The organism is Mesorhizobium sp. M0833, from assembly GCF_040319905.1.
Taxonomy (GTDB): domain Bacteria; phylum Pseudomonadota; class Alphaproteobacteria; order Rhizobiales; family Rhizobiaceae; genus Mesorhizobium.
This window is the reverse complement of sequence record NZ_JAMYOQ010000031.1, coordinates 14,945-38,046: the sequence shown is the minus strand read 5'-3', so window position 1 is coordinate 38,046 and position 23,102 is coordinate 14,945. Positions and strand designations below refer to the sequence as shown.

The 23,102-nt window shown below is 62.4% G+C and carries 21 protein-coding genes, 1 tRNA gene and 1 pseudogene; 12 read left to right on the top strand and 11 right to left on the bottom strand.

The window, feature by feature from the left end:
* Positions 1-150: 150 nt before the first annotated feature.
* Together NKH98_RS26505 and NKH98_RS26500 are read left to right on the top strand one after the other, a co-directional pair.
* Positions 151-585 (top strand): DoxX family protein, encoded by a 435-nt coding sequence (locus NKH98_RS26505; RefSeq protein WP_352903002.1) that lies wholly within the window; start codon positions 151-153, stop codon positions 583-585.
* A gap of 119 nt (positions 586-704) precedes the next feature.
* Positions 705-1,118 (top strand): DoxX family protein, encoded by a 414-nt coding sequence (locus NKH98_RS26500; protein WP_352508872.1) that lies wholly within the window; start codon positions 705-707, stop codon positions 1,116-1,118.
* Between the two features lie 167 nt (positions 1,119-1,285).
* Here the strand turns inward: NKH98_RS26500 and ppx are convergent, their stop codons facing one another.
* Together ppx and NKH98_RS26490 are read right to left on the bottom strand one after the other, a co-directional pair.
* Complete coding sequence (gene ppx / locus NKH98_RS26495) at positions 1,286-2,818, bottom strand: exopolyphosphatase (protein WP_352903000.1); 1,533 nt, start codon at positions 2,816-2,818, stop codon at positions 1,286-1,288.
* Positions 2,818-5,019, bottom strand: a complete 2,202-nt coding sequence (locus tag NKH98_RS26490) for an RNA degradosome polyphosphate kinase (protein ID WP_352896800.1) — start codon at positions 5,017-5,019, stop codon at positions 2,818-2,820. The genes ppx and NKH98_RS26490 overlap by 1 nt, the downstream gene beginning before the upstream one ends.
* A gap of 149 nt (positions 5,020-5,168) precedes the next feature.
* Between NKH98_RS26490 and NKH98_RS26485 the strand changes: the two genes are divergently transcribed.
* Both NKH98_RS26485 and NKH98_RS26480 read left to right on the top strand, forming a co-directional pair.
* Positions 5,169-5,414 (top strand): zinc-finger domain-containing protein, encoded by a 246-nt coding sequence (locus NKH98_RS26485; protein WP_254820632.1) that lies wholly within the window; start codon positions 5,169-5,171, stop codon positions 5,412-5,414.
* 19 nt (positions 5,415-5,433) lie between these two features.
* Positions 5,434-6,663, top strand: a complete 1,230-nt coding sequence (locus tag NKH98_RS26480; RefSeq protein WP_352902997.1) for an FAD-dependent monooxygenase — start codon at positions 5,434-5,436, stop codon at positions 6,661-6,663.
* A 15-nt stretch (positions 6,664-6,678) separates the two neighbouring features.
* Here NKH98_RS26480 and NKH98_RS26475 read toward each other — a convergent pair whose 3' ends face one another.
* Complete coding sequence (locus NKH98_RS26475) at positions 6,679-7,350, bottom strand: TIGR02117 family protein (RefSeq protein ID WP_352902994.1); 672 nt, start codon at positions 7,348-7,350, stop codon at positions 6,679-6,681.
* 104 nt (positions 7,351-7,454) lie between these two features.
* Here NKH98_RS26475 and NKH98_RS26470 point away from each other — a divergent pair, with 104 nt between their 5' ends.
* Together NKH98_RS26470 and NKH98_RS26465 are read left to right on the top strand one after the other, a co-directional pair.
* A complete protein-coding gene (locus NKH98_RS26470) occupies positions 7,455-7,718 on the top strand; it encodes a metal-sensing transcriptional repressor (protein ID WP_023719742.1) in 264 nt (87 codons plus the stop codon).
* A gap of 5 nt (positions 7,719-7,723) precedes the next feature.
* A pseudogene (locus tag NKH98_RS26465) lies at positions 7,724-8,677 on the top strand (cation diffusion facilitator family transporter); the annotation flags it as partial.
* 94 nt (positions 8,678-8,771) lie between these two features.
* Here NKH98_RS26465 and NKH98_RS26460 read toward each other — a convergent pair.
* The 5 genes from NKH98_RS26460 to NKH98_RS26440 form a co-directional block, all read right to left on the bottom strand.
* Positions 8,772-10,688 carry a multicopper oxidase domain-containing protein gene (locus NKH98_RS26460; RefSeq protein WP_352902993.1) on the bottom strand — a complete coding sequence of 639 codons (1,917 nt, stop codon included), beginning with the start codon at positions 10,686-10,688 and terminating at the stop codon, positions 8,772-8,774.
* A gap of 257 nt (positions 10,689-10,945) precedes the next feature.
* Positions 10,946-11,695 (bottom strand): amino acid ABC transporter ATP-binding protein, encoded by a 750-nt coding sequence (locus NKH98_RS26455; protein ID WP_031212005.1) that lies wholly within the window; start codon positions 11,693-11,695, stop codon positions 10,946-10,948.
* Between the two features lie 69 nt (positions 11,696-11,764).
* Positions 11,765-12,922: an amino acid ABC transporter permease gene (locus NKH98_RS26450; protein ID WP_352902990.1), complete on the bottom strand. Its 1,158-nt coding sequence runs from the start codon at positions 12,920-12,922 to the stop codon at positions 11,765-11,767.
* A gap of 4 nt (positions 12,923-12,926) precedes the next feature.
* Positions 12,927-14,114 carry an amino acid ABC transporter permease gene (locus tag NKH98_RS26445; RefSeq protein ID WP_254820739.1) on the bottom strand — a complete coding sequence of 396 codons (1,188 nt, stop codon included), beginning with the start codon at positions 14,112-14,114 and terminating at the stop codon, positions 12,927-12,929.
* A 63-nt stretch (positions 14,115-14,177) separates the two neighbouring features.
* Complete coding sequence (locus tag NKH98_RS26440) at positions 14,178-15,206, bottom strand: amino acid ABC transporter substrate-binding protein (protein ID WP_352902987.1); 1,029 nt, start codon at positions 15,204-15,206, stop codon at positions 14,178-14,180.
* Between the two features lie 427 nt (positions 15,207-15,633).
* Between NKH98_RS26440 and NKH98_RS26435 the strand changes: the two genes are divergently transcribed.
* The 4 genes from NKH98_RS26435 (at position 15,634) to NKH98_RS26420 (ending at position 18,659) form a co-directional block, all read left to right on the top strand.
* Entirely contained in the window at positions 15,634-16,803 is a 1,170-nt protein-coding gene (locus tag NKH98_RS26435; protein ID WP_352902984.1) for a cystathionine beta-lyase, read from the top strand.
* Positions 16,804-17,032: 229 nt separating this feature from the next.
* Entirely contained in the window at positions 17,033-17,704 is a 672-nt protein-coding gene (locus NKH98_RS26430) for an RNA polymerase sigma factor (protein ID WP_352508880.1), read from the top strand.
* Positions 17,705-17,808: 104 nt separating this feature from the next.
* On the top strand, positions 17,809-18,333 hold the full coding sequence (locus NKH98_RS26425; protein WP_254820743.1) for a DUF4142 domain-containing protein: 525 nt from the start codon (positions 17,809-17,811) through the stop codon (positions 18,331-18,333).
* 14 nt (positions 18,334-18,347) lie between these two features.
* The gene (locus NKH98_RS26420; protein ID WP_352903051.1) at positions 18,348-18,659 is read left to right on the top strand and encodes a cupredoxin domain-containing protein; all 312 of its coding nucleotides are present in this window, start codon (positions 18,348-18,350) and stop codon (positions 18,657-18,659) included.
* Between the two features lie 105 nt (positions 18,660-18,764).
* On the opposite strand, the gene NKH98_RS26415 is transcribed toward NKH98_RS26420, so the two are convergent.
* The 3 genes from NKH98_RS26415 to NKH98_RS26405 form a co-directional block, all read right to left on the bottom strand.
* Positions 18,765-19,985 carry an anion transporter gene (locus tag NKH98_RS26415; protein ID WP_352902980.1) on the bottom strand — a complete coding sequence of 407 codons (1,221 nt, stop codon included), beginning with the start codon at positions 19,983-19,985 and terminating at the stop codon, positions 18,765-18,767.
* 61 nt (positions 19,986-20,046) lie between these two features.
* Positions 20,047-20,123, bottom strand: a tRNA-Arg gene (locus tag NKH98_RS26410).
* 50 nt (positions 20,124-20,173) lie between these two features.
* Positions 20,174-20,479: an ETC complex I subunit gene (locus NKH98_RS26405; RefSeq protein ID WP_352479279.1), complete on the bottom strand. Its 306-nt coding sequence runs from the start codon at positions 20,477-20,479 to the stop codon at positions 20,174-20,176.
* Between the two features lie 199 nt (positions 20,480-20,678).
* On the opposite strand from NKH98_RS26405, the gene NKH98_RS26400 reads away from it, so the two are divergent.
* Together NKH98_RS26400 and NKH98_RS26395 are read left to right on the top strand one after the other, a co-directional pair.
* Positions 20,679-21,800, top strand: a complete 1,122-nt coding sequence (locus NKH98_RS26400; protein ID WP_502894329.1) for a multicopper oxidase domain-containing protein — start codon at positions 20,679-20,681, stop codon at positions 21,798-21,800.
* Positions 21,797-22,984 (top strand): ZIP family metal transporter, encoded by a 1,188-nt coding sequence (locus NKH98_RS26395; RefSeq protein ID WP_352902977.1) that lies wholly within the window; start codon positions 21,797-21,799, stop codon positions 22,982-22,984. The genes NKH98_RS26400 and NKH98_RS26395 overlap by 4 nt, the downstream gene beginning before the upstream one ends.
* The last annotated feature ends 118 nt before the right edge of the window (positions 22,985-23,102 follow it).

Here is a 23,102-nt window from a genome sequence, read left to right as displayed (position 1 = left end):
ATGCCTGGATCACAACACCCATGTTCATCGCGAAAACGTTACCGAGGTGAACAATCCGTAACCAATCTGACGTCTTTGGTGAACAGTCGACCTGCGCTAACTAGGCGGGTATCCCAAGCCGTTTGGCCAAACCCTTCTGGAGAGTTACGCATGTCCACCAATACGTCCACCAACAATTCGTTTGCCGGTTCCGGCACCGCCGCCGGCGCCTCGGGCACGATCCTGCTCGGCCGCATCCTGCTTTCTGTCATCTTCCTGCTTTCCGGTTTCGGCAAGCTGACGGCGATTGCCGGCACCGCCGGCTATTTCGGCAGCCTTGGCCTGCCGCTGCCGATGGTGACCGCCATTGTCGTCGGCCTTATCGAACTGCTTGGCGGCCTGGCCATCCTCGTCGGCTTCCAGACCAGGATCGTCGGCTGGGTAATGGCGATCTTCACCGTCGCCACCGCGCTGGTCGCCCACACCGGCTGGGCCGATCAGATGCAGATGATCAATTTCATGAAGAACCTCGGCATTGCCGGCGGCTTCCTCGTGCTCGCGTCCTCGGGCCCAGGCGCGTATTCGATCGACGCCAAGCGCGGCTGAAGCAGTCCAGCATTTCCTGAACAAAGGGGCGCGGAATTTTCCGCGCCCCTTTTTCGTTGTCGGTTTATATCCGCTGGCTGGAACTCTGCTAGGATCGGTCGCCGATATCGGAGGAGACCATGCCTCGCAATGCGCTGCTCTTGCTTTCCCGGCTGCTGCTCGCCGCGCTGTTCGTGCCGTCCGGCTTCCATGCGCTTGCCGACATCGCCGGCACATCAGGCTATTTCGCCGGCCTCGGCCTGCCGCTGCCGACGCTGGTGGCTTGGGCGACAGGCCTGTTCGAGCTGATCGCCGGGCTGCTCATCCTCGTCGGCTTCAAGACGCCGGTCGTGGCGCTGCTGCTCGCTGCCTTCTGCATCGCGGCGGGCTTCCTCGGTCATTATGGCCAGGGCGGCGACGATCCGACGCTGACCTTCATGCATTCACAGATGCTGATGAAGGACATCGCCATAGCAGGCGGTTTCCTGGCGCTGGCAATGGCTGGTGCGGGCGCCTGGTCGGCCGACGGGCGGCTGGTTGCAGCGAGCGCCTAAGCTGCCGCCCGGTTTATTCGGTGTCCAGAAAAACGAACGTTGCGAGACGGCTCACATTGACGGGCCCGCGAAGAGGACGAAGATCCCGGTAACCAACAGCTGAAGAACCTGCCTGGATTTCACGGCGTTTCCCTTCCTCAACGGTCGCGACGCGACAGCGCGGGCGTCTATTTGACAGTCATGCTAGGCCCGCCCTCGACCGCCAGCACCAGCCGGCGGTTGGTGACCCTTGCCAGCTGTGCCAACCGGCCGGCCGGCCGCTCGCCGTAAAGATCGGCCAGCGCTGCCGGCAGCACCAGCGCCAGCACGCCATTGCCGCGGTTTTCCCATTTCAGTCGCGGCATGACGCCGGGCATTGCCGCGCTCAGCAAATAGACGACGCGCAGCAGCGCGGCCAGCACGCGGGCGCGCTCGAGATAGCGCGGTGTCGCCAGCCCGCGGATTTCCGGAGCGGCTTCATTGAACACGCCCTCGTGGCGAAACAGGCTGACAAGCGCCAGGAAGGCGCGGCCGGGATGGTCGACGCCAATAAACGAGGCGTGAGCGATGATGTTGAGCGATTGCTTGCCGCGATATTCGGGATGGGCACGCCAGCCGATATCGGCGAGCAGGCAGGCGGCGTGGCGGTAGCGCGCCTCATCCCTGGTCTCGTCGATGCCGAAGGCGGCGAATGCCTTGCCGGTCCATTCGACAAGCTCATGCGCGTGGTCGACCGAGCGTGAGCGGAGGCGGGCAAGCTCTTCCGCAGCCGAGATCAGCGGATCGGCCTTCTGCTCGGCCTTGTCGAGCAGCGAATAGAGAAAGCCCTCGCGCACGCCCAGCGCCGACACGATGATCTTCGACGGCTGCATCGCCGCCATGATCTCCTGCAGCACGATGGCGCCATAGGGCAGCAGCGAGCGGCGGTTCTTGGAGATGCCCTCGATGCCTTTGATCTTGTCGATCTCGGCTTTGGCGACCTGCCGGAGGAAGTTCGCGGCGCTTTCGATGCCGATCTCGTAGTGGTGCATGACGCCGAGCGGGTAGTTGGTCATTTCCATGTGCAGCCGGGCGAGGTTTCGCCAGGTGCCGCCGACCGTGTAGAAGGCCCTGCCCTGCCCGCCCTTCAGCAATTTCGCCCGCGCCAGTTGCTCGCGCGTGATCCTTGCCGCCTGGGCCAGCGAGTTCTTCGCCATGTCCTGCAGGCGCAAGCCGCCCAACGGCAGCGTGATGCCGTCACCGATCGTCTCACCGTCGATATCGATCAGTTCGAGGCTGCCGCCGCCAAGGTCGCCGGCGATGCCGTTGGCCGGGTGGAAACCGGAGATCACGCCGAGTGCCGAATAATGAGCTTCCTCGCGGCCGCTCAGCACCTGGATCTCGGTCTTGAGCACATCCTCGGCGCGGTGGATGAAGTCGGGGCCGTTGACCGCCTCACGAGCGGCGGCGGTCGCCAGCACATACATGCGCTCGGCGCCGGCCTGGTCGGAGAGCGCGCGGAAGCGGCGGAACTCTTCCATCGAACGCGTCACCGCCTCGGGATCGAGCTTTCCGGTCGAAACGATGCCGCGGCCGAGGCCGGCCAGCATCTTTTCGTTGAACAGCAAGGTCGGCGAGCGCGCCAGCCCCTCATAGATCACAAGACGGATCGAGTTCGACCCGATATCGATGATGGACAGCGGTCGGCGGTCCTGGAGCCGGCCCTGGGACGCTGAAATCATCAGCCCGTCGCTGCGTTCTGTTTCTTGCGGCGTTTGAACTGCGCGATGCGCTTGGGCGCATGCGACTTCAACGCATCGCCCCGTCCGGACAGGCTCGGATTGGTCATGAAATATTCCTGCGCGTTGAACGGTTCCTCGCCCTCCTCCAGCACGACGCGCCGGGAGGTTCCATCAGCCAATACGTCGAAACTTTGCTGGTTGTCCATGATGTTGCCGAGCATGATCTGGCCGAGCACCTGCTCATGCACAGTTGGATTGGTGATCGGCACCATGGTCTCGACGCGGCGGTCGAGATTGCGCGGCATCAAATCGGCCGAGGAGATGTAGACGATCGCCCCGTCCGAGGGCAGGCCGTGGCCGTTGCCGAAGCAGTAGATGCGGCTGTGCTCGAGGAAGCGGCCGACGATCGACTTCACCCTGATGTTCTCCGACAGGCCGGGCACCTGCGGTCTCAGGCAGCAGATGCCGCGCACGACGAGATCGATCTCGACGCCGGCGCGGCTGGCATCGTAGAGCGCATCGATGACGATCGGGTCGACCAAGGCATTCATCTTCATCCAGATGCGGGCCGGTCTGCCCTCCAGCGCGTGGCTGATCTCGTCCGAAATGTGCTGGAGGATGCGGTCGCGCAGCGTGAACGGCGAGATGGCCAGCCGCATCTGCTCGGCCGGCTCGGCATAGCCGGTGATGAAGTTGAACAACTGGGCGACATCGCGCGCGATTGTCGGGTCGGTGGTGAAGAAGGACAGGTCGGTGTAGATGCGTGCCGTGACCGGGTGGTAGTTGCCGGTGCCGAGATGCACATAATTGCGCAGCCTGCCATCCTCGCGCCGCACGACCAGCGACATCTTTGCGTGGGTCTTCAGTTCGAGAAAGCCGAAAACGACCTGGACGCCGGCGCGCTCGAGGTCGCGGGCCCAACGGATGTTGGCCTCCTCGTCGAAACGCGCCTTGAGCTCGACCAGCGCCGTCACCGACTTGCCGGCCTCGGCGGCGTCGACCAACGCGCGTACGATCGGGCTGTCGTTGGAGGTGCGGTAGAGCGTCTGCTTGATCGCCACCACTTCCGGGTCGGCCATTGCCTGGCGCAGAAACTGCACCACCACGTCGAAGGATTCGTAAGGGTGGTGGACGATGATGTCCTTCTCGCGGATCGCGGCAAAACAGTCGCCGCCATGCTCGCGGATGCGCTCGGGAAAGCGCGGATTGTAAGGCGTGAACTTCAGATCGTCGCGGGCGACGGCGACGATCTCCGAAATCTGGCTGAGCGCCAGCGGACCGGTGAGCACGCTGATGCGGCTTGCCGAGACGCCAAGCTCGCCGGCGACGAAATCGCGCAATTCGGCCGGCATCGACCTGTCGAACTCGATGCGGATGACCGAGCCGCGGCGCCGCCGCTTCAGCGCCGTCTCGAACAGCCGCACCAGATCCTCTGATTCTTCCTCGACCTCGATATCGCTGTCGCGGATGATGCGGAACGTGCCGGAGCCCTTGACCTCATAGCCGGGGAACAGCTTGCCGATATAGAGACTGACCGCCTCTTCGAGTGGAATGAAGCGGACATGATGCTTGCGATCCGGCAAACGGATGAAGCGCCTCAGCGCCACCGGCAGGCGCAGAAGCGCGCTCATTTCCTCGCCGTTCTTGCGATGGCGCAATTGCAGCGCCATCGAGAAACCGAGATTGGGAATGAACGGAAACGGATGCGCCGGGTCGATCGACAGCGGGGTCAGGACCGGAAATACCTGCTCCTGGAAATGGTCCTCGAGCCAGGTCTTCTCGTCCTTGGTCAGCGCATCGCGGGTGATGCTTTCGATGCCTTGTTTGTCGAGCAGCAGCATCAGCGCCGAAAGGCTGTTCTGCTGGTCCTCCTGCAGGCGCTCGACCTCGCGCAGCAATTGTTCGAGCTGCTGCTCGGGAGTACGCCCATCCGGGCTCTTCAGCACGATGCCCTCGCGCACCTGGCCGGCAAGACCGGCGACGCGGACCATGAAGAACTCGTCGAGATTGGCTGCCGATATCGACAGGAAGCGAACGCGCTCGAGCAGCGGATGATTGGCGTTCAGCGATTCTTCGAGCACGCGCCGGTTGAATTGCAGCCAGGAAAACTCGCGGTTGACGAAGCGGTCGGGATTGCCGCCTTCGCGGCTCGCGGCCTCGACACTGATGAATTCGTTCTGGACCGGCTTCAGTTCGTTCATGGTTTCCGCTCTTCCCACACCGTTTGACGACCACAGCCTTAACCGGCTCAACTTATCCTCTGACAGGCTTTTGCGACAGTTTCATTTCATCGATCTTGCAAAGAGATGGGTTATGATCCAGATGCAATCGACAAGATCAGGAGACGACGATGGCAGGCGGTTCCATTCCCCATTTCCAGAACGATGCGGGCTATCCGGCAATCGACATCGGCGTCAAGGAATTCATGTGCACCGGCGCCAATCCGCCTTTCGACCACCCGCATGTATTTCTCGATATGGGCGACGACAATGAAAAAGTCTGCCCCTATTGCTCGACGCTCTATCGCTATTCGCCCAAGCTGAAGGCATTGGAAACGCAGCCGCCGGGCTGCCTCTATATCGACCAGGCCGCCTGATTCTTCCGCGACAAGCCTGATGCGAGAAACGCAGTGCCGGCTGGTGGTCATCGCCGGGGCGGGCGTCGCCGGGCTGACGACGGCACTGGCCTTTGCCGAGCGCGGCTATCGGATAAAACTGTTCGAACAGGCGCAGCACCTCGAGGCTGCCGGCGCCGGCATCCAGCTTTCACCCAACGCGACACGCATCCTTCGACAATTCGGCGTACTCGATCGGCTGCTGCCGACGGCGGTGCGGCCGGAGGCGGTCGTGCTGAAGGATGCCGTCACGCTGCGCGAGCTGGCGCGCGTACCGCTTGGCCATGTGGCTGAAACGCGCTGGGGAGCACCCTATCTCGTCGCCCACCGCGCGGACCTGCAGTCAGCGCTGATGGAGCGGATAGCCGAGCGGTCCAAGGTCGAGCTTGTCACCGGTGCCCGCGTCGGCGGCGTCGCAACCGGACCGAATGGCATCACCGCAACAGTCGTTGCCGGCACGACCATCGAAGCCGAAGCATCGTTGCTGGTCGGAGCCGATGGCGTCTGGTCGTCGGTGCGAGAAACGCTCGCCCGCGAGGGGGCCGATTTCCGGAGAATCCGCTTCTCGGGCGAGCTGGCCTGGCGCGCAACGGTGGCCGCGGACAGCCTCGCCGGACAAGCCTTCAGGGTGATCGGTGCGCCGGATTGCGTTACCACATTCCTCTATCCAGGCTTCCATATGGTCGCCTATCCGGTCAGCCGTGGCGCGGTCTTCAACCTCGCGGCCTTCACCAAGGGCGAGCGCATCGCCGAGAGCTGGTCGGGGCATGCCGACCCCGCCATCCTCGCCAGCGCCATGCGCGGTACCGCGCCGGCGCTGGTCCGTCTGGCGAGCGAGGCCGCGCCATGGACGGCATGGCCGATCCATACCGTCGAGCAGCGGCGGTGGACGACGCCGCAGGGCATCGCGCTGATCGGCGATGCGGCGCATGCGATGACGCCGTTTGCCGCACAGGGCGCGGCGATGGCGATCGAAGACGCGGTAACCCTTGCCGGTTTCGTTGCCAGCTCGCCTGCCGACCTCAGCAGCGCGCTTGTCGCCTGGGAACAGGCGCGGCGGCCGCGCGTATCCCAGGTCGCCCGCCGCGGCGCCCTCAACCGCCTCGCCTGGCATGCGGCCGGGCCGGTGGCGATGGCCCGCAACCTGTTCCTGGCGATGCGCTCACCCGAAAAACTCGCCGCTGATCTGGACTGGCTCTATGGCTGGCGGGCGGACGCTCGGCGGTCCTAAGTCATCGGAGCCTTGTCAATTGTAAAGCCGCATCGACAGGCTAAGCGAGGCCGGCAGCGGGTTCCACCAGCCGGTGCGCAGGCCGGCGGTGCGCAGTGCCGCCGCCGCCCAGGTGTTGCAGCCGACCAGCGCGTTGAAATGGCCATTGGCTTCGAAGAAACGATCGAAACGGGAATAGGCCGCATTCTCGATCGGCATGGCCCCGTTCGGTCCCTGCTGAAAGCTCGCTGCAATGAAATCGAGCAGCGCCGCAAAGCGTTCCTCACTTACGTCGAAGCCGGCGACGTCGGGATGCGGCTCGGCGATCTCGCCTGAAACGTCGACATGCATCACCGAGGCATCGACGGTCAGCGCCTTCATCACCGACACTGCCTTCAGTTCCGACCAGGTCGGCGTCTCGAGATAGAAGGCGCGGCCGCCCCAGCCGAAGACGATGTAGCGGACCTCCGCCATGTCGGCCGGAATGCCGGCATCGACCAGGAAGTGGAAGCGCCGGCGCACATCGTCGTCGACCGGGATGGCGATGTCGGTGTGGATCGGATTTTTCAGCACCACGATGCGGTGGCTTGCGCCGATCGGATCGGCAGCGGCCGCCGGCCAGAGCGGGCGCGGCAGCAGCGTGCCCAGCGCCACCGCAAGGACTGCTGCAACGACCAGCAGGCCGAGAAAACGAGCAAGCTTCTTCATGGGGAAGGCATAGGCCAAGCAATGTTCAAGGTGAAGCCTCTCCGGAAATTGCACAACTGACTTAGAGCTTGACGCGTATCCTCCCGGGAAGGATATGCTGAGGCATGTCAGATCACCTCCACGCTTCGCATCCTTCCATCATAAAGCGCCTGAAGCGCGCGCAAGGCCACCTTGCGGCGGTGCTGGCGATGATCGAGGCGCATCGCCCTTGCGTTGATCTGGCGCAGCAGCTTCATGCCGTCGAACGGGCCATCAGCAGCGCCAAGCGCGAGCTGATCAACGATCACATCGAGCATTGCCTGACCGACAGCGTGGAAACCGGCGGCAACTCACTGGCGGAGCTCAAGCAGCTGGCGAAATATCTATGAATCCCATGTTAGCCCGCATTCTGGACTGGCTGGGGTTCGGCTCGCACGCCGCACATCATCACGGCGGTCACGGTCCGCACGGCCACAGCCATGGCGTCATCGATGCGACAATTGCCACCACCGATCGGGGCATCTGGGCAATCAAATGGTCGTTCGTGATCCTGGCGATCACCGCAGCATTGCAGATGGTCGTGGTTGTGCTGTCGGGGAGCGTGGCATTGCTGGCCGATACGATCCATAACATCGGCGATGCGACCACGGCGATCCCGCTATGGATTGCGTTCGTGCTGGCGCGGCGCAAGCCGTCGCGGACCTTCACCTATGGCTTGGGCCGGGTCGAGGATCTGGCCGGCATCATCATCGTGCTCATCATCCTGTTCAGCGCTGTAGTCGCCGCCTACCAAGCCATCGACAGGCTGATCAATCCACACATTGTGACCCATCTCGGCTGGCTGACTGCGGCGGGCATTGTCGGCTTCCTCGGCAACGAGGCGGTTGCCGTGTTCCGTATCCGCGTCGGCCGCGAAATCAACAGCGCGGCACTGATTGCCGACGGCTATCACGCCCGCACCGACGGACTTACCAGCCTTGCCGTGGTCATCGGAGCCATCGGCGTCTGGCTCGGCTTTTCCTTGGCCGACCCGATTGTCGGCCTGCTGATCACGATTGCGATCTTCGGTATCGTCTGGCAATCGGCCCGCTCGGTGCTGACCCGCATGCTGGATGGAATCGAACCCGGTGTGATGGATGAAATCCGACATGCCGCCGAGCACGTTCCGGGCGCACGCATTGTCGATGCCAAGGCGCGCTGGATCGGTCATAGATTGCACGCCGACATCGCAATTGCCGCAGACGAAACCCTGCCGCTCTCGGAAGCGAACAACATCGCGACAGCGCTGAAGGACGAACTGTCCCAGCATATCCCGGCCTTGGCTACGGCGAATGTGAGGTTTTCAACCGAACGTGGAGAGAACGACCATCCGCACCCTCACGAGACGTGCATGACGAAAACCACGGCCACGAGCACTGACGCTCCTTTTTAGACGGCTACGGTCAGGTGACATCGATGACGACCATCAGCCCGCCTCCGCCCTTCTCCTCGACATTGTTGTTCGTGGTGTGATGCGGGATGTGGCAATGGATCAGCCATTTGCCCGGACGCTGCGCCTTCCAGATCACGTCGTAGCGCTGACCCGGCCCGACATTGACCGTATCGGCAAGGAAACGACCCGAGGCAGCGATCGTTTCGCCGTCGCGGGCAACGACCTCGAACGGTCCGCCATGGATATGCATCGGATGGATGAAGCCGTTGTTGGTGCCGATGAACCGCACCTTGAGCGTCTCGCCAACCTTCATCGGGATCGTCTCGGTCGAGGGATAGGCCTTGCCGTTAATGGTGAAGAAATTCGGCATGCCGCCGTCCATCGGCATCGACGGGTAGGTCAGCCCTTCCCGCACCAGCCATTCCTGAAGCTCGATGACGTAATCATGGTCGGCCGCGACCTCGTCGGCGGGATTGGCGGGATCGATGATCAGCGCACCGTAGAGGCCGAGCGCCTGGGTCCGGTCCGGCTTGGCATGGGGGTGATAGAAATAGGTTCCGTGCTGGGTTGCGGTGAATTCGTATGAATAGAATTGCCCGGGCTCGATCGGCGCCTGCGTGATCTCGGCCGGCCCATCCATCTGGTTCGGCAAGATCAAGCCATGCCAGTGCACCGTCGTTTCCTCAGGCAGGCCGTTGGTGACGTTGATCCTGACCCGATCGCCCTGGCGAATGTGAATTCGCGGACCGGGAATCTGGCCATTATAGGCATAGGCGTCGACTGCAACATCCGGCAGGATCTGCCAGCGGACCACTGAAGGCCTGAGCTCGAACACCTTGATGCCGTTCTCCATCCGAAACGGCAGGTCCTGGTCGCCCTTTGCCGTAAGGCCATAAGAGGCGGCCACGAGGCGTGGATCGGTAGCGGCCATGTCGCGCATCGCATCAGCCGGCGTATCGCGATCCATGATCATTCCTTGCGGCATGATCACCCCGCCGACGTCGCGCGCCGACAGCGTCAGGTTCAGCCAGTTCGCCGGCGCGATCATGCCGATGGCGAGCGCCAGCAGGGAGACGGCACCCAGGGCAGCGACCTGCGGCGTCGTGGCATCTGTCTCCATGTGATGGCCGCCGCCTTTGCCTTTGTGGGAAGCCATATCGTGGCGCTGCCCGCGATGGCCGCTGGCGTCGGCCTGCTGCATTTGCATCTGCGCATGTTGCCTCGTGGCAGGCTGCTCCCGACCATCGATGCCGGCTGCCTGCGCGCGCTGCGTCATCAGCCCATGCTTCAGCCCCCGCGCGACCAGCCAGACATTGGCCGGGTAGGCAAGCGCAAAGCCGGCGATGACGCCGATCGACATCACGCCCCAGAACAACAGCTCCGTCGGTTCCATCGCACGCATGTCGCGGCCCATCATCAGGAAGCTCATGACCGGTGCCATGCCGGCCATCATGAAGTTCATGGAGATGAACTCGGGCAGGAAGCTCTTGCGCACGTTCTCCCAATAGGTGCCGCCCATCATCGATTTCATGAACAGCGATTGGAAGATGAACAGGCCGAAGGCAAAGCCGGCCAGATATTCGACGATCAGGTCGATCCACATCGGCAGGCCGAGCGCCGCCGTGACGGCGGCGGCAAGAATGATGCCGGTGGCATCGCCGGCGACACAGTGGATAGTGGAGCCGACGCCCTGCTTCCAGAGCGGCCGGGTGAAGAGTTCATGCTCGCCCGGCCGAGGCTCCTTGTCGGCGAGCACGTAGAGCAGCAAGCCGAGCGGACCCATATAGAGGGTGACCAGAATGAAGCCCCATTTCATCACCACCGGCTCGGGGTTGTTGCGATATTGGTCGAAGCCGACATAAAGCGTCGAAGCCAGCGCCAGCGCGAACCAGACGACGAGGAAATAATCGATCGGTTGGATGAGCATCAGGATGAACCCGTGACCTGCCGCCGCACGCGCCCACGCGGCTCGCTATACAACTCCCAATGGCAATGAACGCAGCCGGCGCGCTTATGATCCGCGCCGGCCTTAGTTACCAGGTTGCAACGTGACCACTCGAACGACCTGAAGCGCGCTTGCTATCTTCTCGCGCAGCGCACGGTCAGCGCTCGTCGAATACGCGCGAAGCCAGCAAGACAGAGAGGCTTGATCCGCCGCTCTTGTCCCGAACCCGGGGTACAGGATCAGTGCAGGATCTGCGACAGGAACAGCTTCGTGCGCTCATGGCGCGGGTGGTCGAAGAACTCGGCCGGCGTGTTCTGCTCGACGATCTGGCCTTGGTCCATGAAGATCACCCGGTTGGCGACTTTGCGCGCAAAGCCCATCTCGTGGGTGACGCAGAGCATGGTCATGCCTTCCTCCGCCAGCCCGACCATCGTCTCCAGCACTTCCTTGATCATTTCCGGATCGAGAGCCGAGGTCGGCTCATCGAACAGCATGATGCGCGGGTTCATGCACAGCGAGCGGGCGATCGCCACGCGCTGTTGCTGGCCGCCGGAAAGCTGGCCGGGATATTTGTTGGCCTGTTCCGGGATCTTGACGCGCTTGAGGAAATGCATGGCGATTTCCTCGGCCTGCTTGCGCGGCATCTTGCGCACCCAGATCGGCGCCAGCGTGCAATTCTCCAGAATGGTCAGATGCGGGAACAGGTTGAAGTGCTGGAACACCATGCCGACCTCGCGGCGCACCTCGTCGATCTTCTTCAGATCGTTGGTCAGTTCCTTGCCGTCGACGATGATCTTGCCCTTCTGATGTTCCTCCAGCCGGTTGATGCAGCGGATCATCGTCGATTTGCCGGAGCCCGACGGGCCGCAGATGACGATCCGCTCGCCGCGCATCACCTTTAGATTGATGTCCTTCAGCACATGGAATTCGCCGTACCATTTGTGCATGGCGATGATGTCGATGGCGACATCGGTGGTGGAAATGTGCATCTTGGCGGCATTGACCTTGATCTCTTCCGCGCTGACGGCGTTTTCTATGGCCATGACAAGGTCCCCTTTTTAGCGTTTGTGGCCGGTGTCGAGACGGCGTTCCGTGTACATTGAATAGCGCGACATGCCGAAGCAGAACAGCCAGAAGATGAAGGCCGCGAACACCAGGCCGGATCTGGCCGTCTGCGGCGTCGCCCAATTGGCGTCGGAGAAGTTCTGCTTGACGATGCCGAGGAGGTCGAACATCGAGATGACGATGACCAGGCTGGTGTCCTTGAACATGCCGATGAAGGTGTTGACGATGCCGGGAATGACCAGCTTCAGCGCCTGCGGCATGACGACCAGGCCCATCTTCTGCCAGTAGCTGAGGCCGAGCGAATCGGCGCCCTCATACTGGCCTTTGGGGATCGCCTGCAGGCCGCCACGCACCACTTCGGCCATGTAGGCGGCGGCAAACAGCGACACGCCGATCAGCGCGCGCAGGAACTTGTCGAAGCTGACGCCGGCCGGCAGGAACAGCGGCAGCATCACGCTGGCAAAGAACAGCACCGTAATCAGCGGGATGCCGCGTACCGTCTCGATGAAGATCACGCACAGCAGCTTGACGATCGGCATGTTCGAGCGCCGGCCGAGCGCCAGCACGATGCCGATCGGCAGCGACACGGCAATACCGACGAAGGACAGGCTGAGCGTCACCAGCAGTCCACCCCAACGCGACGTCTCGACATGCGGCAGGCCGAATAGGCCGCCGACCAACAGAACGAAGGCGACGACCGGCAGTACAAGAAAGAGAAGAATGGCATTCAGCCCCTTGCGTGGTACGCGCGGAACGAGCAGCGGCACCAACAGTGCCACGAACAGGATGGCCACCACGATCGGCCGCCAACGCTCCTCGATAGGATAGGTGCCGAACATGAACTGGCCGAACTTGGCGTTGACGAATGCCCAGCAAGCACCGGTCCAGCCATCCGGCTGGATGCCGCCTTGCGCCACGGTGGCACAGACCGAACGGTCCGGTCCGGTCCACTGGGCGTTGATGAAGGCCCAATTGATGATTTGGGGCAGGATCATAGCGACCAGCGCTATGCCGACGATGGTGAGAATGGTGTCGCCCGTGGTGGCAATCAGGTTCTTGCGGATCCAGGCGGTGAGGCCACGCTCGCTCGACGGCGCCGGTTGGGCCAGCGCCATTTCCGTCCGCACCCAAGACATGTCGTGTTCCTGCATGGCCCTACCTCTCCACCAGCGCCATCCTGGCATTGACGACGTTCATGATCGCCGACGTGATCAGGCTTAGCGCGAGATAGACAGCCATCATGATCACCACGCCTTCAACCGCCTGCCCGGTCTGGTTCAAGACAGTGCCGGCAGTCGCCGTCAGGTCCGGATAGCCGATGGCGATGGCGAGTGAAGAGTTCTTGGTCAAGTTCAGATACTGGCTGGTCAGCGGCGGAATAACGATACGCATCGCCTGCGGCACGACGACAAGCCTGAGGATCGATCCCGAGCGCAGCCCAAGTGCCGCGGCCGCCTCGGTCTGGCCCGTGCTGACGCCCCTGATGCCGGCGCGCACGATCTCGGCGATGAAGGCGGCCGTATAGCAGGACAACGCCAGATAGAGTGACAGGAACTCCGGTCTGACCTGAAAGCCACCGACCAGGTTGAAAGTCGATTGCTTCGGGAATTCGAAGCTCAGAGGAAAGCCGCTCAGCGCGTAGGCCAGCAGCGGCAGGCCGACAATCAACGCTATCGATGTCCAGAGCACCGGGAATGGCTGACCCGTCGCCATCTGCCGCTGCCGCGCCTTGCGGGCGACGAACCAGGCCATGGCAATGCCGAGGAGCAGGGCGACCAGGATCAGCCAGGAGCCCTCGCCCCAGACAGCGCGCGGAAAATAGAAGCCGCGCTGGTTGAGAAAGGAGCCGAACGGCAAATTAATGCTCTCGCGCGGCGGCGGCAGCACGGCGAGCACGCCGGAATACCAGAAGAAGATGACCAGCAGCGGCGGGATGTTGCGGAAGACCTCGACATAGACCGTGCAGATCTTTCTGATCAGCCAGTTGCGCGACAGTCGGCCGATGCCGACGATGAAACCGATGATGCTGGCGGTAATAATGCCGACGACGGCCACGATCACGGTGTTGATGAAGCCGACCAGGATGGCCCGGAAATAAGTCGAATCCGACGAATAAGCGATGGCGCTTTCGCTGATGTCGAAGCCGGCGCGGCCCTTGAGAAAGCCGAAACCGGAAGCGATGTGCAGGCGCGTCAGATTGACGATGACATTGTGGGTAACCCACCAGACCCCCGCTACCAGCAGAACGAGGACCAGCGCTTGAAAGAATATACCGCGGACACGAGGATCATTAATGAGGGAACCGCGGCTTGGCCCCTCGCGAAGAACTTCCTGCGATGCCATTCGACAGTCCCCTGGAAAGAGAGACCGGAAGGCAGACGATCTGCCTTCCGAATCCATTTTCGATCAGCGGATCGGCGGAGCGTATTGCAGACCACCCTTGGTCCACAGCGCGTTGATGCCACGCGCGATCTTCAGCGGGCTGCCCGAGCCGACATTGCGCTCGAACATCTCGCCGTAATTGCCGACGGCCTTGACGATGTTGACGACCCACTCGTTAGAGACGCCGAGATCGGTGCCGATCTTGGTGTCGGCTTCCTGGCCGAGCACGCGCTTGATCTCGGGACTGTCCGAGTTCTTCATCTCGTCGACATTGGCCTTGGTGATGCCGAGTTCCTCGGCGTCGAGCAACGCGAAATAGGTCCACTTGACGATGTGGTACCATTGGTCGTCGCCCTGGCGTACGGCCGGCCCAAGCGGTTCCTTGGAGATGATCTCGGGCAACACGACGTGGTCGGCCGGCGCACCGAGTGTCAGGCGGATGCCATAGAGGCCCGACTGGTCGGTGGTGTATACGTCGCAGCGGCCGGCGTCATAGGCGGCGTTAACCTCTTCCAGCTTTTCGAAGACGACAGGATTGTACTCCATCTTGTTCGACTTGAAATAGTCGGCAAGGTTGAGCTCGGTCGTGGTACCGCTCTGCACGCAGACCGCCGCTCCCGAAAGCTGCAGCGCCGAGTTCACGCCCGGAAGCTTCTTGGCGTTGATCATGAAGCCCTGGCCGTCATAATAAGTCGTGCCGATGAAGTTCAGGCCGAGTGCGGTGTCGCGATTGATGGTCCAGGTGGTATTGCGCGACAGGATGTCGATCTCGCCCGACTGCAGAGCGGTAAACCGCTCCTTGGCACTGAGCGGTGTAAACTTCACCTTGGTGCCATCGCCGAACACGGCAGCCGCCACAGCGCGACAGAAGTCCGCGTCGATGCCTTGCCACTCACCCTTGTCGTCCGGCGCCGAGAAGCCGGCCAGACCGGTCGAGACGCCGCATTGGATGAAGCCCTTCGCTTTGACATCGTCGAGCGTGGCCGCCGAAGCCGCCGAAGCCGCGAATCCAAACGCGGCGGCGCCCAAAACGCCGATTGCAATGTGTTTCATGACCCACAGACCCTTTTCTGTTTTTTCCAGGCGAACCTGACTTTTTCCCGTGTGAACGCAGCTATGTATCCCGGCCCATCACCGGAATCGCGCATCGTAACCGACGCGCTGCCTCCCATTCACGAACAACATCGAAGGCGATTATTCCTGTGAGGTCAAGGGAAATGACCAAATCCGAAAGACTTTGAAAACCAACCGCCTGAAATGCCTGAAATTGCAGACAAACGCGCTCGCAAATTGGTCAGCGCGCCAATTAAGCCGGCAAAGTCCGACCGTGACTTGCCAAGCGCACATGGCAGCCGTTCAGAGGATCTACGGCGCATTGCTGAATTGGCATATTCAAGACCTTGGCCTGGCGAGTTCGGTGCGGTTGCGCGGCCAATGCCGCCGCACTATGGCTAACGACCAACCCATGGGACGAAAAGCAATGGCAAAAGACGGCAGCGAGATGGGCGTCAACACGCGGCTCGCCCATTCCGGCAACAACCCGCATGACTATTTCGGCTTCGTCAATCCGCCGGTGGTGCATGCCTCGACCGTGCTCTATCCCAATGCGGCGGCGATGGCTTCACGCAGCCAGAGATACACCTACGGCACGCGCGGCACGCCGACCACCGATGCGCTGAACAGCGCGATCGATGCGCTGGAAGGTTCGGCAGGCACGGTCGCGGTACCGTCCGGCCTGGCGGCGGTGACGCTGCCGCTGCTCGCCTTCCTGTCGGCCGGCGATCATCTGCTGATCGTCGATTCCGTTTATCATCCGACCCGCAACTTCGCCGACACGATGCTGAAGCGGCTGGGCATCGAGGTCGAGTATTACGAACCGCGCATCGGCGCCGGCATCGCGGCGCTGATCAAGCCCAACACCAAGGTGGTGTTCACCGAATCGCCGGCCTCCAACACTTTCGAGGTGCAGGACATACCGGCCATCGCCAAGGCAGCACATGCCGCCGGCGCCATCGTCATGATGGACAACACCTGGGCGACGCCGCTCTACTTCCGCCCGCTCGACCACGGCGTCGACATCTCCATCCACGCGGCGACGAAATACCCGGCCGGCCATTCCGACGTGCTGCTCGGCACGGTGTCGGCCAATGCAGCTTGCTGGAATCAGCTTTGCGAGACGTTCAACACGATGGGCTGCTGCGCCGGACCGGACGACGTCTACCAGGTGCTGCGCGGCCTGCGCACGATGGGCGTGCGGCTGGAGCATCATCAAAAGAGCGCGCTTTCCCTCGCCGGCTGGCTGGAGGGTCAGCCCGGCGTAGCGCAGGTGCTGCATCCGGCGCTGCCCAGTCATCCCGACCACGCTATGTGGAAGCGCGATTTTTGCGGATCGAGCGGCATCTTCTCGATCGTTCTCGCGGGAGGCGGACAGAAGCAGCAGCACGCCTTCCTCAACGCGTTGAAGTTTTTCGGCCTCGGCTATTCCTGGGGCGGCTATGAGAGCCTTGCCGTGCCGGTATTCCTTGGCGACCGCACAATCGCCAAGGGCCCGTATGACGGGCCGCTGGTGCGCCTGCAGATCGGGCTCGAGGATGTCGAGGATTTGAAGGCCGACCTGGCGCGCGGGCTGGCGGCGGCCGCTGAGGCCTGAGCCAGCACCATTCCAGACTGAGTCAGAAAATCGGCGTAACAGCCTGGAAAAATTGCGATCCTGCGACCGATCGGCCGGCTCTACAAAACAGGGGCGGCGGCGTGGTGAAGGCGCTAGAATAGCCTCTGCCGGCGCTTGAAACGGATAGGCTGGCCGGCGAAATCGGTCGGGAACCTTTTGTCGGCCGATGCATCCAATGTCCGATGAGAAGCCTATCAGGAGATCGGACATGCCTGCTGCGTTGACGGCAACGCCCGCCGCTTCCGGCGATATGCAGCTTGTCGGCCGCGCGCTGGCACGTGATGGCGATGCATTCCGCACCATTATCAAGACGCACAACCAAAGGCTCTACCGCATCGCCCGCGGCGTTGTGCGGAACGACAGCGAGGCCGAGGACATCGTCCAGGAGGCCTATGTCAGCGCCTTTGCCCATCTCGAGTCCTTTCGCGGCGATGCCTCGCTCGCCACATGGCTGTCGCGTATCGTCATCAACGAAGCCCTCGGCCGCTTGCGCAAAAGGCGGCGAATGGTAGCGATGCCTGAAAACCCGCAAGCCGAAATCATCCGGTTTCCCCTCAACCCGAGCGACGATCCGGAGCGGACGATGGCGCAACGGCAGATCCTTGAGCTTGTCGAACGGGCAACCGACAGTCTGCCCGATGTCTACCGGATCGTGTTCGTGGCGCGCGTCATCGAGGGATTGAGCATCGAGGAAACCGCCGAACTGCTTGGCGTGCGACCAGAAACCATCAAGACCCGGCTGCACCGCGCCCGCGCGCTGGTGCGCAAGGCGCTGGACGACCAGATCGGCCCGGTGCTGCTCGACGCCTTTCCGTTCGCGGGCCGGCGCTGCGAACGGCTGACCAATGCCGTGATGCAGCGGCTTGGTCTTTCCGGATAGGCCGCGGCGATTTTCGCGGGAACGTTTTCCCGTGACCTGCATCCAATGAGCATCACTGAAAACGAAGCCCGATGCAGTTCCGCGTCGGGGCGAAGGAGAGCATCATGTTTATTCGATCGACCACGGCACTGGCCGCAATTTTCCTGCTTGGCGCGGCGCCCTCGTCGCAAGCTGCCGACAAACCGACCGACCCGCAGATCGCACATATCGCCTACACAGCGGGCGTGCTTGACGTCGAGGCGGCCAAGCAGGCGCTGAAGAAATCGAAAAACAAGGAGGTCGTGGATTTCGCCAAGGACATGGTGCGAGATCACGAGGCGGTCAACAAACAGGCTCTCGACCTGGTCAAGAAGCTCAAGGTCACGCCTGAGGATAATCCGACCAGCAAAGCGCTGACCAAGGCGGCGGCCGAGGAACGTGCCAAGCTTGCCAAGCTCAAGGGCGCTGCGTTCGACAAGGCCTATGTCGCCAGCGAGGTGGCCTACCACAAGCAGGTCAATGGCGCGCTCGAAACACTGCTGATTCCGTCGGCCAGCAATGCCGAGCTGAAAAGCCTGCTGGAAACCGGCCTGAAAATATTCCAGGGCCACGAACAGCACGCCGAACACGTCGCCGGCATGCTGAAGTGAGGATCGAGCCAATGATGTCGCGGCGGCATCTGTGGGTTGCTCTGGCATTGGCCATGGGTGCCGCGCCGGCCAAGGCCGAAACCATCGAGGTGACGATCGAGAAGCTTGTGTTTTCGCCGGCAATGATCGAGGCGAAGGTCGGCGACACGATCAGGTGGATAAACAAGGACGTGTTCGCCCACACGGCAACCGTCAACGGCGCCTGGGAAGTGATGATCCCGCCGAAGAAGGCGGCGAGCCTGACGGTGAAGAAGGCGGAATCGGTCGATTATTTCTGCCGCTTCCATCCCAACATGAAAGGCCATCTGACGGTGACATCGCCCTGACCGGCTGATGCATGCCGCGCAAAAGTGTGCAGCGGTTTGCGATAACGACATGATGAAAAAGAGCCTAATGCGCGCCGCATGAGGTCGGTCGAATGCGACGCGCTTCTAGGCCGCCAGCCATGCCGTCCCGGCAAGAAGGGTGACCAGCGTCAACGGCAGGCCGACCTTGAAGAAGGCGATGAAGCCCAGCGGTTTGCCGGAGACCCGCGCGTGCTCGGCAACGATCAGATTGGCGACCGAGCCGAGCAACGTGAAATTGCCGGCCAGCGTCGAGCTCATGGCGACGACCAGCCAGGCCCGCTCGGGGTTTTCCAGTCCGGGCACGAACGGCTTCAGCGCCAGCACGGCCGGGACATTGCTCATGATGTTGGACAGCACCGCGGTGAAGCCGGACAGCCGCCACACATCATTCAGCCCAAGGTCTTTTGCCGAAGCGACGATGTCGGGCGTAAGCAGCGTCTTCTCGGCTCCGGCGACGACGATGAACAGCCCGGCGAACATGAACAGCAGCGGCCCATCGATCTCGCGATAGATGCGCTCAGGTTTGATGGCGCGGGTCAGCAACAGAATCGCGCCGCCGATCAGCGCCGCCTTGGCAACCGGAACGCCGGCAAAGAAGGCGATGGCCAAACCGATACAGACGACCACCGCCTTCAGCACCTGTCCCGGCAGCATGCGGCCTCGGTAGACTTCGGGGCTGAGCTCGGCCTTGCGCGAAAATTCGGCATGGTAGACGATGCGAATGATGACGATGACGGCGACGAGGCCGAACAGGGCCACCGGCGCAAGCGCCGCCGAGAAGGCCGGATAGGAAATCCCCGACAGGGCGCCGATGACCATGTTCTGCGGATTGCCGGTGATGGTCGCGACACTGCCGCAATTGGATGCGGTCGCCGTGGCGATCAGATAGGGAACCGGGTTGCGGTTGATGACGCGGGTGACATGGACGACGATCGGCGCCATGACCAGGCAGATGGCGTCGTTGACGAGGAATGCCGACAGGACGCCGGTCAACAGCGTCACCATCACCAGCAGCATGAATGGCGCATGCGCATGCTCGATGGCGAACCCGCCGAGCGCGCGGAAGGCGCCGGACACTTTCAGATGCGCCACGACGATCATCATGCCGAGCAGAAGCGTGATGGTGTCGAAGCTGATGGCGCGGTAGGCGTCTTCCATGTCGAGCGCGCCGATGGCGATCATCGCCGCACCGCCGAGCAGCGCGATACCTGCCCGGTCGAGGCGCAGCCCGGGTACCCTGCCGACGGCAACGCCGGCATAGGTCAGGACAAGGATCAGCAGCGCCGCCGCGCCCATCGCTGTCATGTGTTGGAAATCCTATGCGACTGGCGAGTGAACCTGTCCCGAATGGACCTGTGTGAGCAGTTGGCGATCCCGACAGGATTCGAACCTGTGACCATCGGCTTAGAAGGCCGGTGCTCTATCCAGCTGAGCTACGGGACCGCTGGCCGGCCGCATGACCGGCGGATTGTGCCGGCAGAGCCGGTATGGGATCAATGCGTCCAGGGCGTCCTGCGGTCATAGCGGAAATTCTCCGCATAGGAAATCTGGCGGCGCTTGATTTCCTTCGGCTCCTCGACGCGGAAAGCCAGGCCTTCCTTCTCGGCATAGGCGACCGCCTCTTCTCTTGTGTCGAAGGTCAGCCTGATCTGGCTTCGCATGTCGCCGGACGTGGTGTAGCCCATCAGCGGATCGATCTTCTTGCGCTGCTCCGGATCGAATTCCAGCACCCAATGGCCGGTCTTGGCCTTGCCGGACTGCATCGCGGTTTTGGCTGGGCTGAAAATGCGGGCTGACATGACCACCTCATTGCTGGTTGCAAGCACACGACCGCCTTTTTGGATCATGCGCTCGCCCGTCATTACTGCGCAATGCCGCCCGCGGCAAGACCGATGCCGCCCCGGGGCACGGCGGGCCAACGCCAGAAACTAAGCCATTGCTATATTTAACAGCTAACGCTATTCTTCAGTGAACGAGTGCCATCGCGGGACGATTTGGATGATCGGTATGTGGTTGCGCGATCGGATAAGCAGGCGTTCCGTCCTTACCGGAAGTCTCGTCGCCGTGAGCGGCACGGCGATTGCTGCCCGTAGCGCGCTCGGTCAGTCGCATGCCGACCATGACGCGGTGGCGGCCGCCGCCAGCGATGCTGCGCCTCACCACATGAATGCTCATGGCGTGATGGTCACCGTCGGCGAAGTGAACAATGCCGCCAATGGTTTCGATCCGGTCCTGATGCTGACCGACTGGGAGCGAGGAACGGTCTCGGTTCTACCCGATGGGCGCACGCTCAGGACGTTCGAGATAACGGCCGTGGACAAGACGATCGAGATCGCGCCGGGCGTGTTCTTTCCGGCGTGGACGTATAACGGCCGCGTGCCGGGTCCGGCGCTGCGCGCCAAGGAGGGCGAGCGCATTCGCATCGTCTTCAGGAACAACGGCTCGCATCCGCACTCGATGCATTTCCACGGCATACATGCCGCCGGCATGGATGGAATTCCCGGCGCCGGGCTGGTCGATCCCGGTGGCGAGTTCGTCTATGAGTTCGAGGCCAAGCCGTTTGGCTGCCATCTCTATCACTGCCACGCTTTGCCGCTGAAGAGGCACATCCACAAGGGCATGTATGGCGCCTTTGTCATCGATCCGGATCCGGATCGCCATGCTGAGCACGCGGAGATCGCCCGGTCACGGCTTCTCGACACGCCCGAGAACGCCGGATGGCAGGAATTGGTGATGGTCATGAACGGGTTCGACACCAATTTCGACGAGGAGAACGAATTCTACGCCGCCAACACCATCGCCCACGCTTATGCCAAGACGCCGATCCGCATCGTGCGCGGCAAGCCGGTGCGCATCTATCTGGTCAATGTGCTGGAATTCGATCTCATCAACTCGTTTCATCTGCACGGAAATTTCTTCAACTATTTCGATCAGGGCACGACTTTGACGCCGACCCTAAAAACGGTCGACCTCATCATCCAGTGTCAGGCCCAGCGAGGCATCCTGGAATTCACCTTCGCCGAGCACGAACCCGGCCTCTATATGTTCCACGCGCATCAAAGCGAATTCACCGAGCTCGGCTGGATGGGGATGTTCGACGTCGTCGAGGCGCTGGCATGAATAAGGCCGTCACCATCGATTCACTGGCAAGGTCGCGCAGCCACTGGCTGTGGATCGCACTGCCTCTCGCAGCGCTCGCCATTGCCGTGGCGTGGATCATTACCGTCAATCCGCTGCAGGGATTTTCGAATGGCGCGCCCCCCGTCGAGAAACTGACTTTCGAGCGTATCGTGATCGATACGTCCGGTTTTCATTTGCTTGTGAGGGCCGGCGGCTCCGAGCCGATGACCATCGCCCAGGTCCAGGTCGACGGCGCCTATTGGCAATTCACCCAGGATCCACCAGGCAGCATCGCCCGCGCTTCCACGGCGTGGATCAATCTGCCTTTCCCGTGGGTTCTCGGCGAAACGCATACGATCAACCTTGTAACCAACTCGGGCGTCACCTTCGAACACCTAATCGAGGTTGCCGTGCCGACACCGGCCGCTACCGCCGGACAGCTCAAGCTCCAGGGGCTGGTCGGCATCGTCGTCGGCGTACTGCCTGTCGCCATTGGCCTGCTGTTCTACCCGGCACTGCGCGGTGTCGGGCAGAGCGGCATGAACCTCCTGCTGGCGCTGACCATCGGACTGCTGGCCTTTCTGCTGGTCGACACGATCGAAGAATCCTTCGAGCTTGCCGGAACCGCAGCCGCTGTATTCCAGGGGCCGGTCATGGTGGTCCTGGCGGGCCTGGCCAGTTTTCTCGTCTTGATGGCGATCGGGCGGCGGCGCGGCACGCCGACAGGACTGGCGTTGGCCACCTATATCGCGCTCGGCATCGGCCTTCACAATCTCGGCGAGGGCCTTGCCATCGGCGCCGCCTTCGTCGCCGGCTCGGCGAGCCTCGGAACTTTCCTGGTGCTCGGTTTCGCCCTGCACAATATTACCGAAGGCATCGGCATTGCCGCCCCGATCCTGAAGGAGCGGCCACCGCTGTGGACGTTCGCCGGGCTGACCTTGCTCGCCGGCGGGCCTGCGGTTCTCGGCATGTGGCTCGGCAGCCTGGCGTATGCACCGCAATGGTCGGCGCTCGCGCTTGCCATCGGCGCCGGGGCGATCCTGCAGGTCATCGTCGAAGTCGGCGCCTATCTGATGCGCCGCAACCAGAAGGGCATCGACGCCTTCTTCATGCCGCCGGTCATGGGTGGGCTCGCGGTCGGCGTCGCCTTCATGTATGCGACGGCCGCCTTGGTGAAGGTCTGACCGGACAGGAGCGTGCGACCGATTGGCAACATCGGGCGGCGTGGCGAAGTTGATCCTGAGACGACGCTGCCCGGGACCTGGCCGATTGCATTTTCCGATCTGTTCTCGCCCGAGGCAG

Bases quoted from the DNA above. Each gene is read 5' to 3' on its own strand.
- NKH98_RS26425 (WP_254820743.1), top strand. From the start codon at position 17,809: ATGTTTATTCGATCGACCACGGCACTGGCCGCAATTTTCCTGCTTGGC.
- NKH98_RS26420 (WP_352903051.1), top strand. From the start codon at position 18,348: ATGTCGCGGCGGCATCTGTGGGTTGCTCTGGCATTGGCCATGGGTGCC.
- NKH98_RS26490 (WP_352896800.1), bottom strand. From the start codon at position 5,019: ATGAACGAACTGAAGCCGGTCCAGAACGAATTCATCAGTGTCGAGGCC.
- NKH98_RS26505 (WP_352903002.1), top strand. From the start codon at position 151: ATGTCCACCAATACGTCCACCAACAATTCGTTTGCCGGTTCCGGCACC.
- NKH98_RS26440 (WP_352902987.1), bottom strand. From the start codon at position 15,206: ATGAAACACATTGCAATCGGCGTTTTGGGCGCCGCCGCGTTTGGATTC.
- NKH98_RS26480 (WP_352902997.1), top strand. From the start codon at position 5,434: ATGCGAGAAACGCAGTGCCGGCTGGTGGTCATCGCCGGGGCGGGCGTC.
- NKH98_RS26450 (WP_352902990.1), bottom strand. From the start codon at position 12,922: ATGCAGGAACACGACATGTCTTGGGTGCGGACGGAAATGGCGCTGGCC.
- NKH98_RS26475 (WP_352902994.1), bottom strand. From the start codon at position 7,350: ATGAAGAAGCTTGCTCGTTTTCTCGGCCTGCTGGTCGTTGCAGCAGTC.
- NKH98_RS26445 (WP_254820739.1), bottom strand. From the start codon at position 14,114: ATGGCATCGCAGGAAGTTCTTCGCGAGGGGCCAAGCCGCGGTTCCCTC.
- NKH98_RS26400 (WP_502894329.1), top strand. From the start codon at position 20,679: ATGATCGGTATGTGGTTGCGCGATCGGATAAGCAGGCGTTCCGTCCTT.
- NKH98_RS26460 (WP_352902993.1), bottom strand. From the start codon at position 10,688: ATGCTCATCCAACCGATCGATTATTTCCTCGTCGTCTGGTTCGCGCTG.
- NKH98_RS26430 (WP_352508880.1), top strand. From the start codon at position 17,033: ATGCCTGCTGCGTTGACGGCAACGCCCGCCGCTTCCGGCGATATGCAG.
- NKH98_RS26395 (WP_352902977.1), top strand. From the start codon at position 21,797: ATGAATAAGGCCGTCACCATCGATTCACTGGCAAGGTCGCGCAGCCAC.
- NKH98_RS26500 (WP_352508872.1), top strand. From the start codon at position 705: ATGCCTCGCAATGCGCTGCTCTTGCTTTCCCGGCTGCTGCTCGCCGCG.
- NKH98_RS26415 (WP_352902980.1), bottom strand. From the start codon at position 19,985: ATGACAGCGATGGGCGCGGCGGCGCTGCTGATCCTTGTCCTGACCTAT.
- NKH98_RS26435 (WP_352902984.1), top strand. From the start codon at position 15,634: ATGGCAAAAGACGGCAGCGAGATGGGCGTCAACACGCGGCTCGCCCAT.
- ppx (WP_352903000.1), bottom strand. From the start codon at position 2,818: ATGATTTCAGCGTCCCAGGGCCGGCTCCAGGACCGCCGACCGCTGTCC.
- NKH98_RS26485 (WP_254820632.1), top strand. From the start codon at position 5,169: ATGGCAGGCGGTTCCATTCCCCATTTCCAGAACGATGCGGGCTATCCG.
- NKH98_RS26470 (WP_023719742.1), top strand. From the start codon at position 7,455: ATGTCAGATCACCTCCACGCTTCGCATCCTTCCATCATAAAGCGCCTG.
- NKH98_RS26405 (WP_352479279.1), bottom strand. From the start codon at position 20,479: ATGTCAGCCCGCATTTTCAGCCCAGCCAAAACCGCGATGCAGTCCGGC.
- NKH98_RS26455 (WP_031212005.1), bottom strand. From the start codon at position 11,695: ATGCACATTTCCACCACCGATGTCGCCATCGACATCATCGCCATGCAC.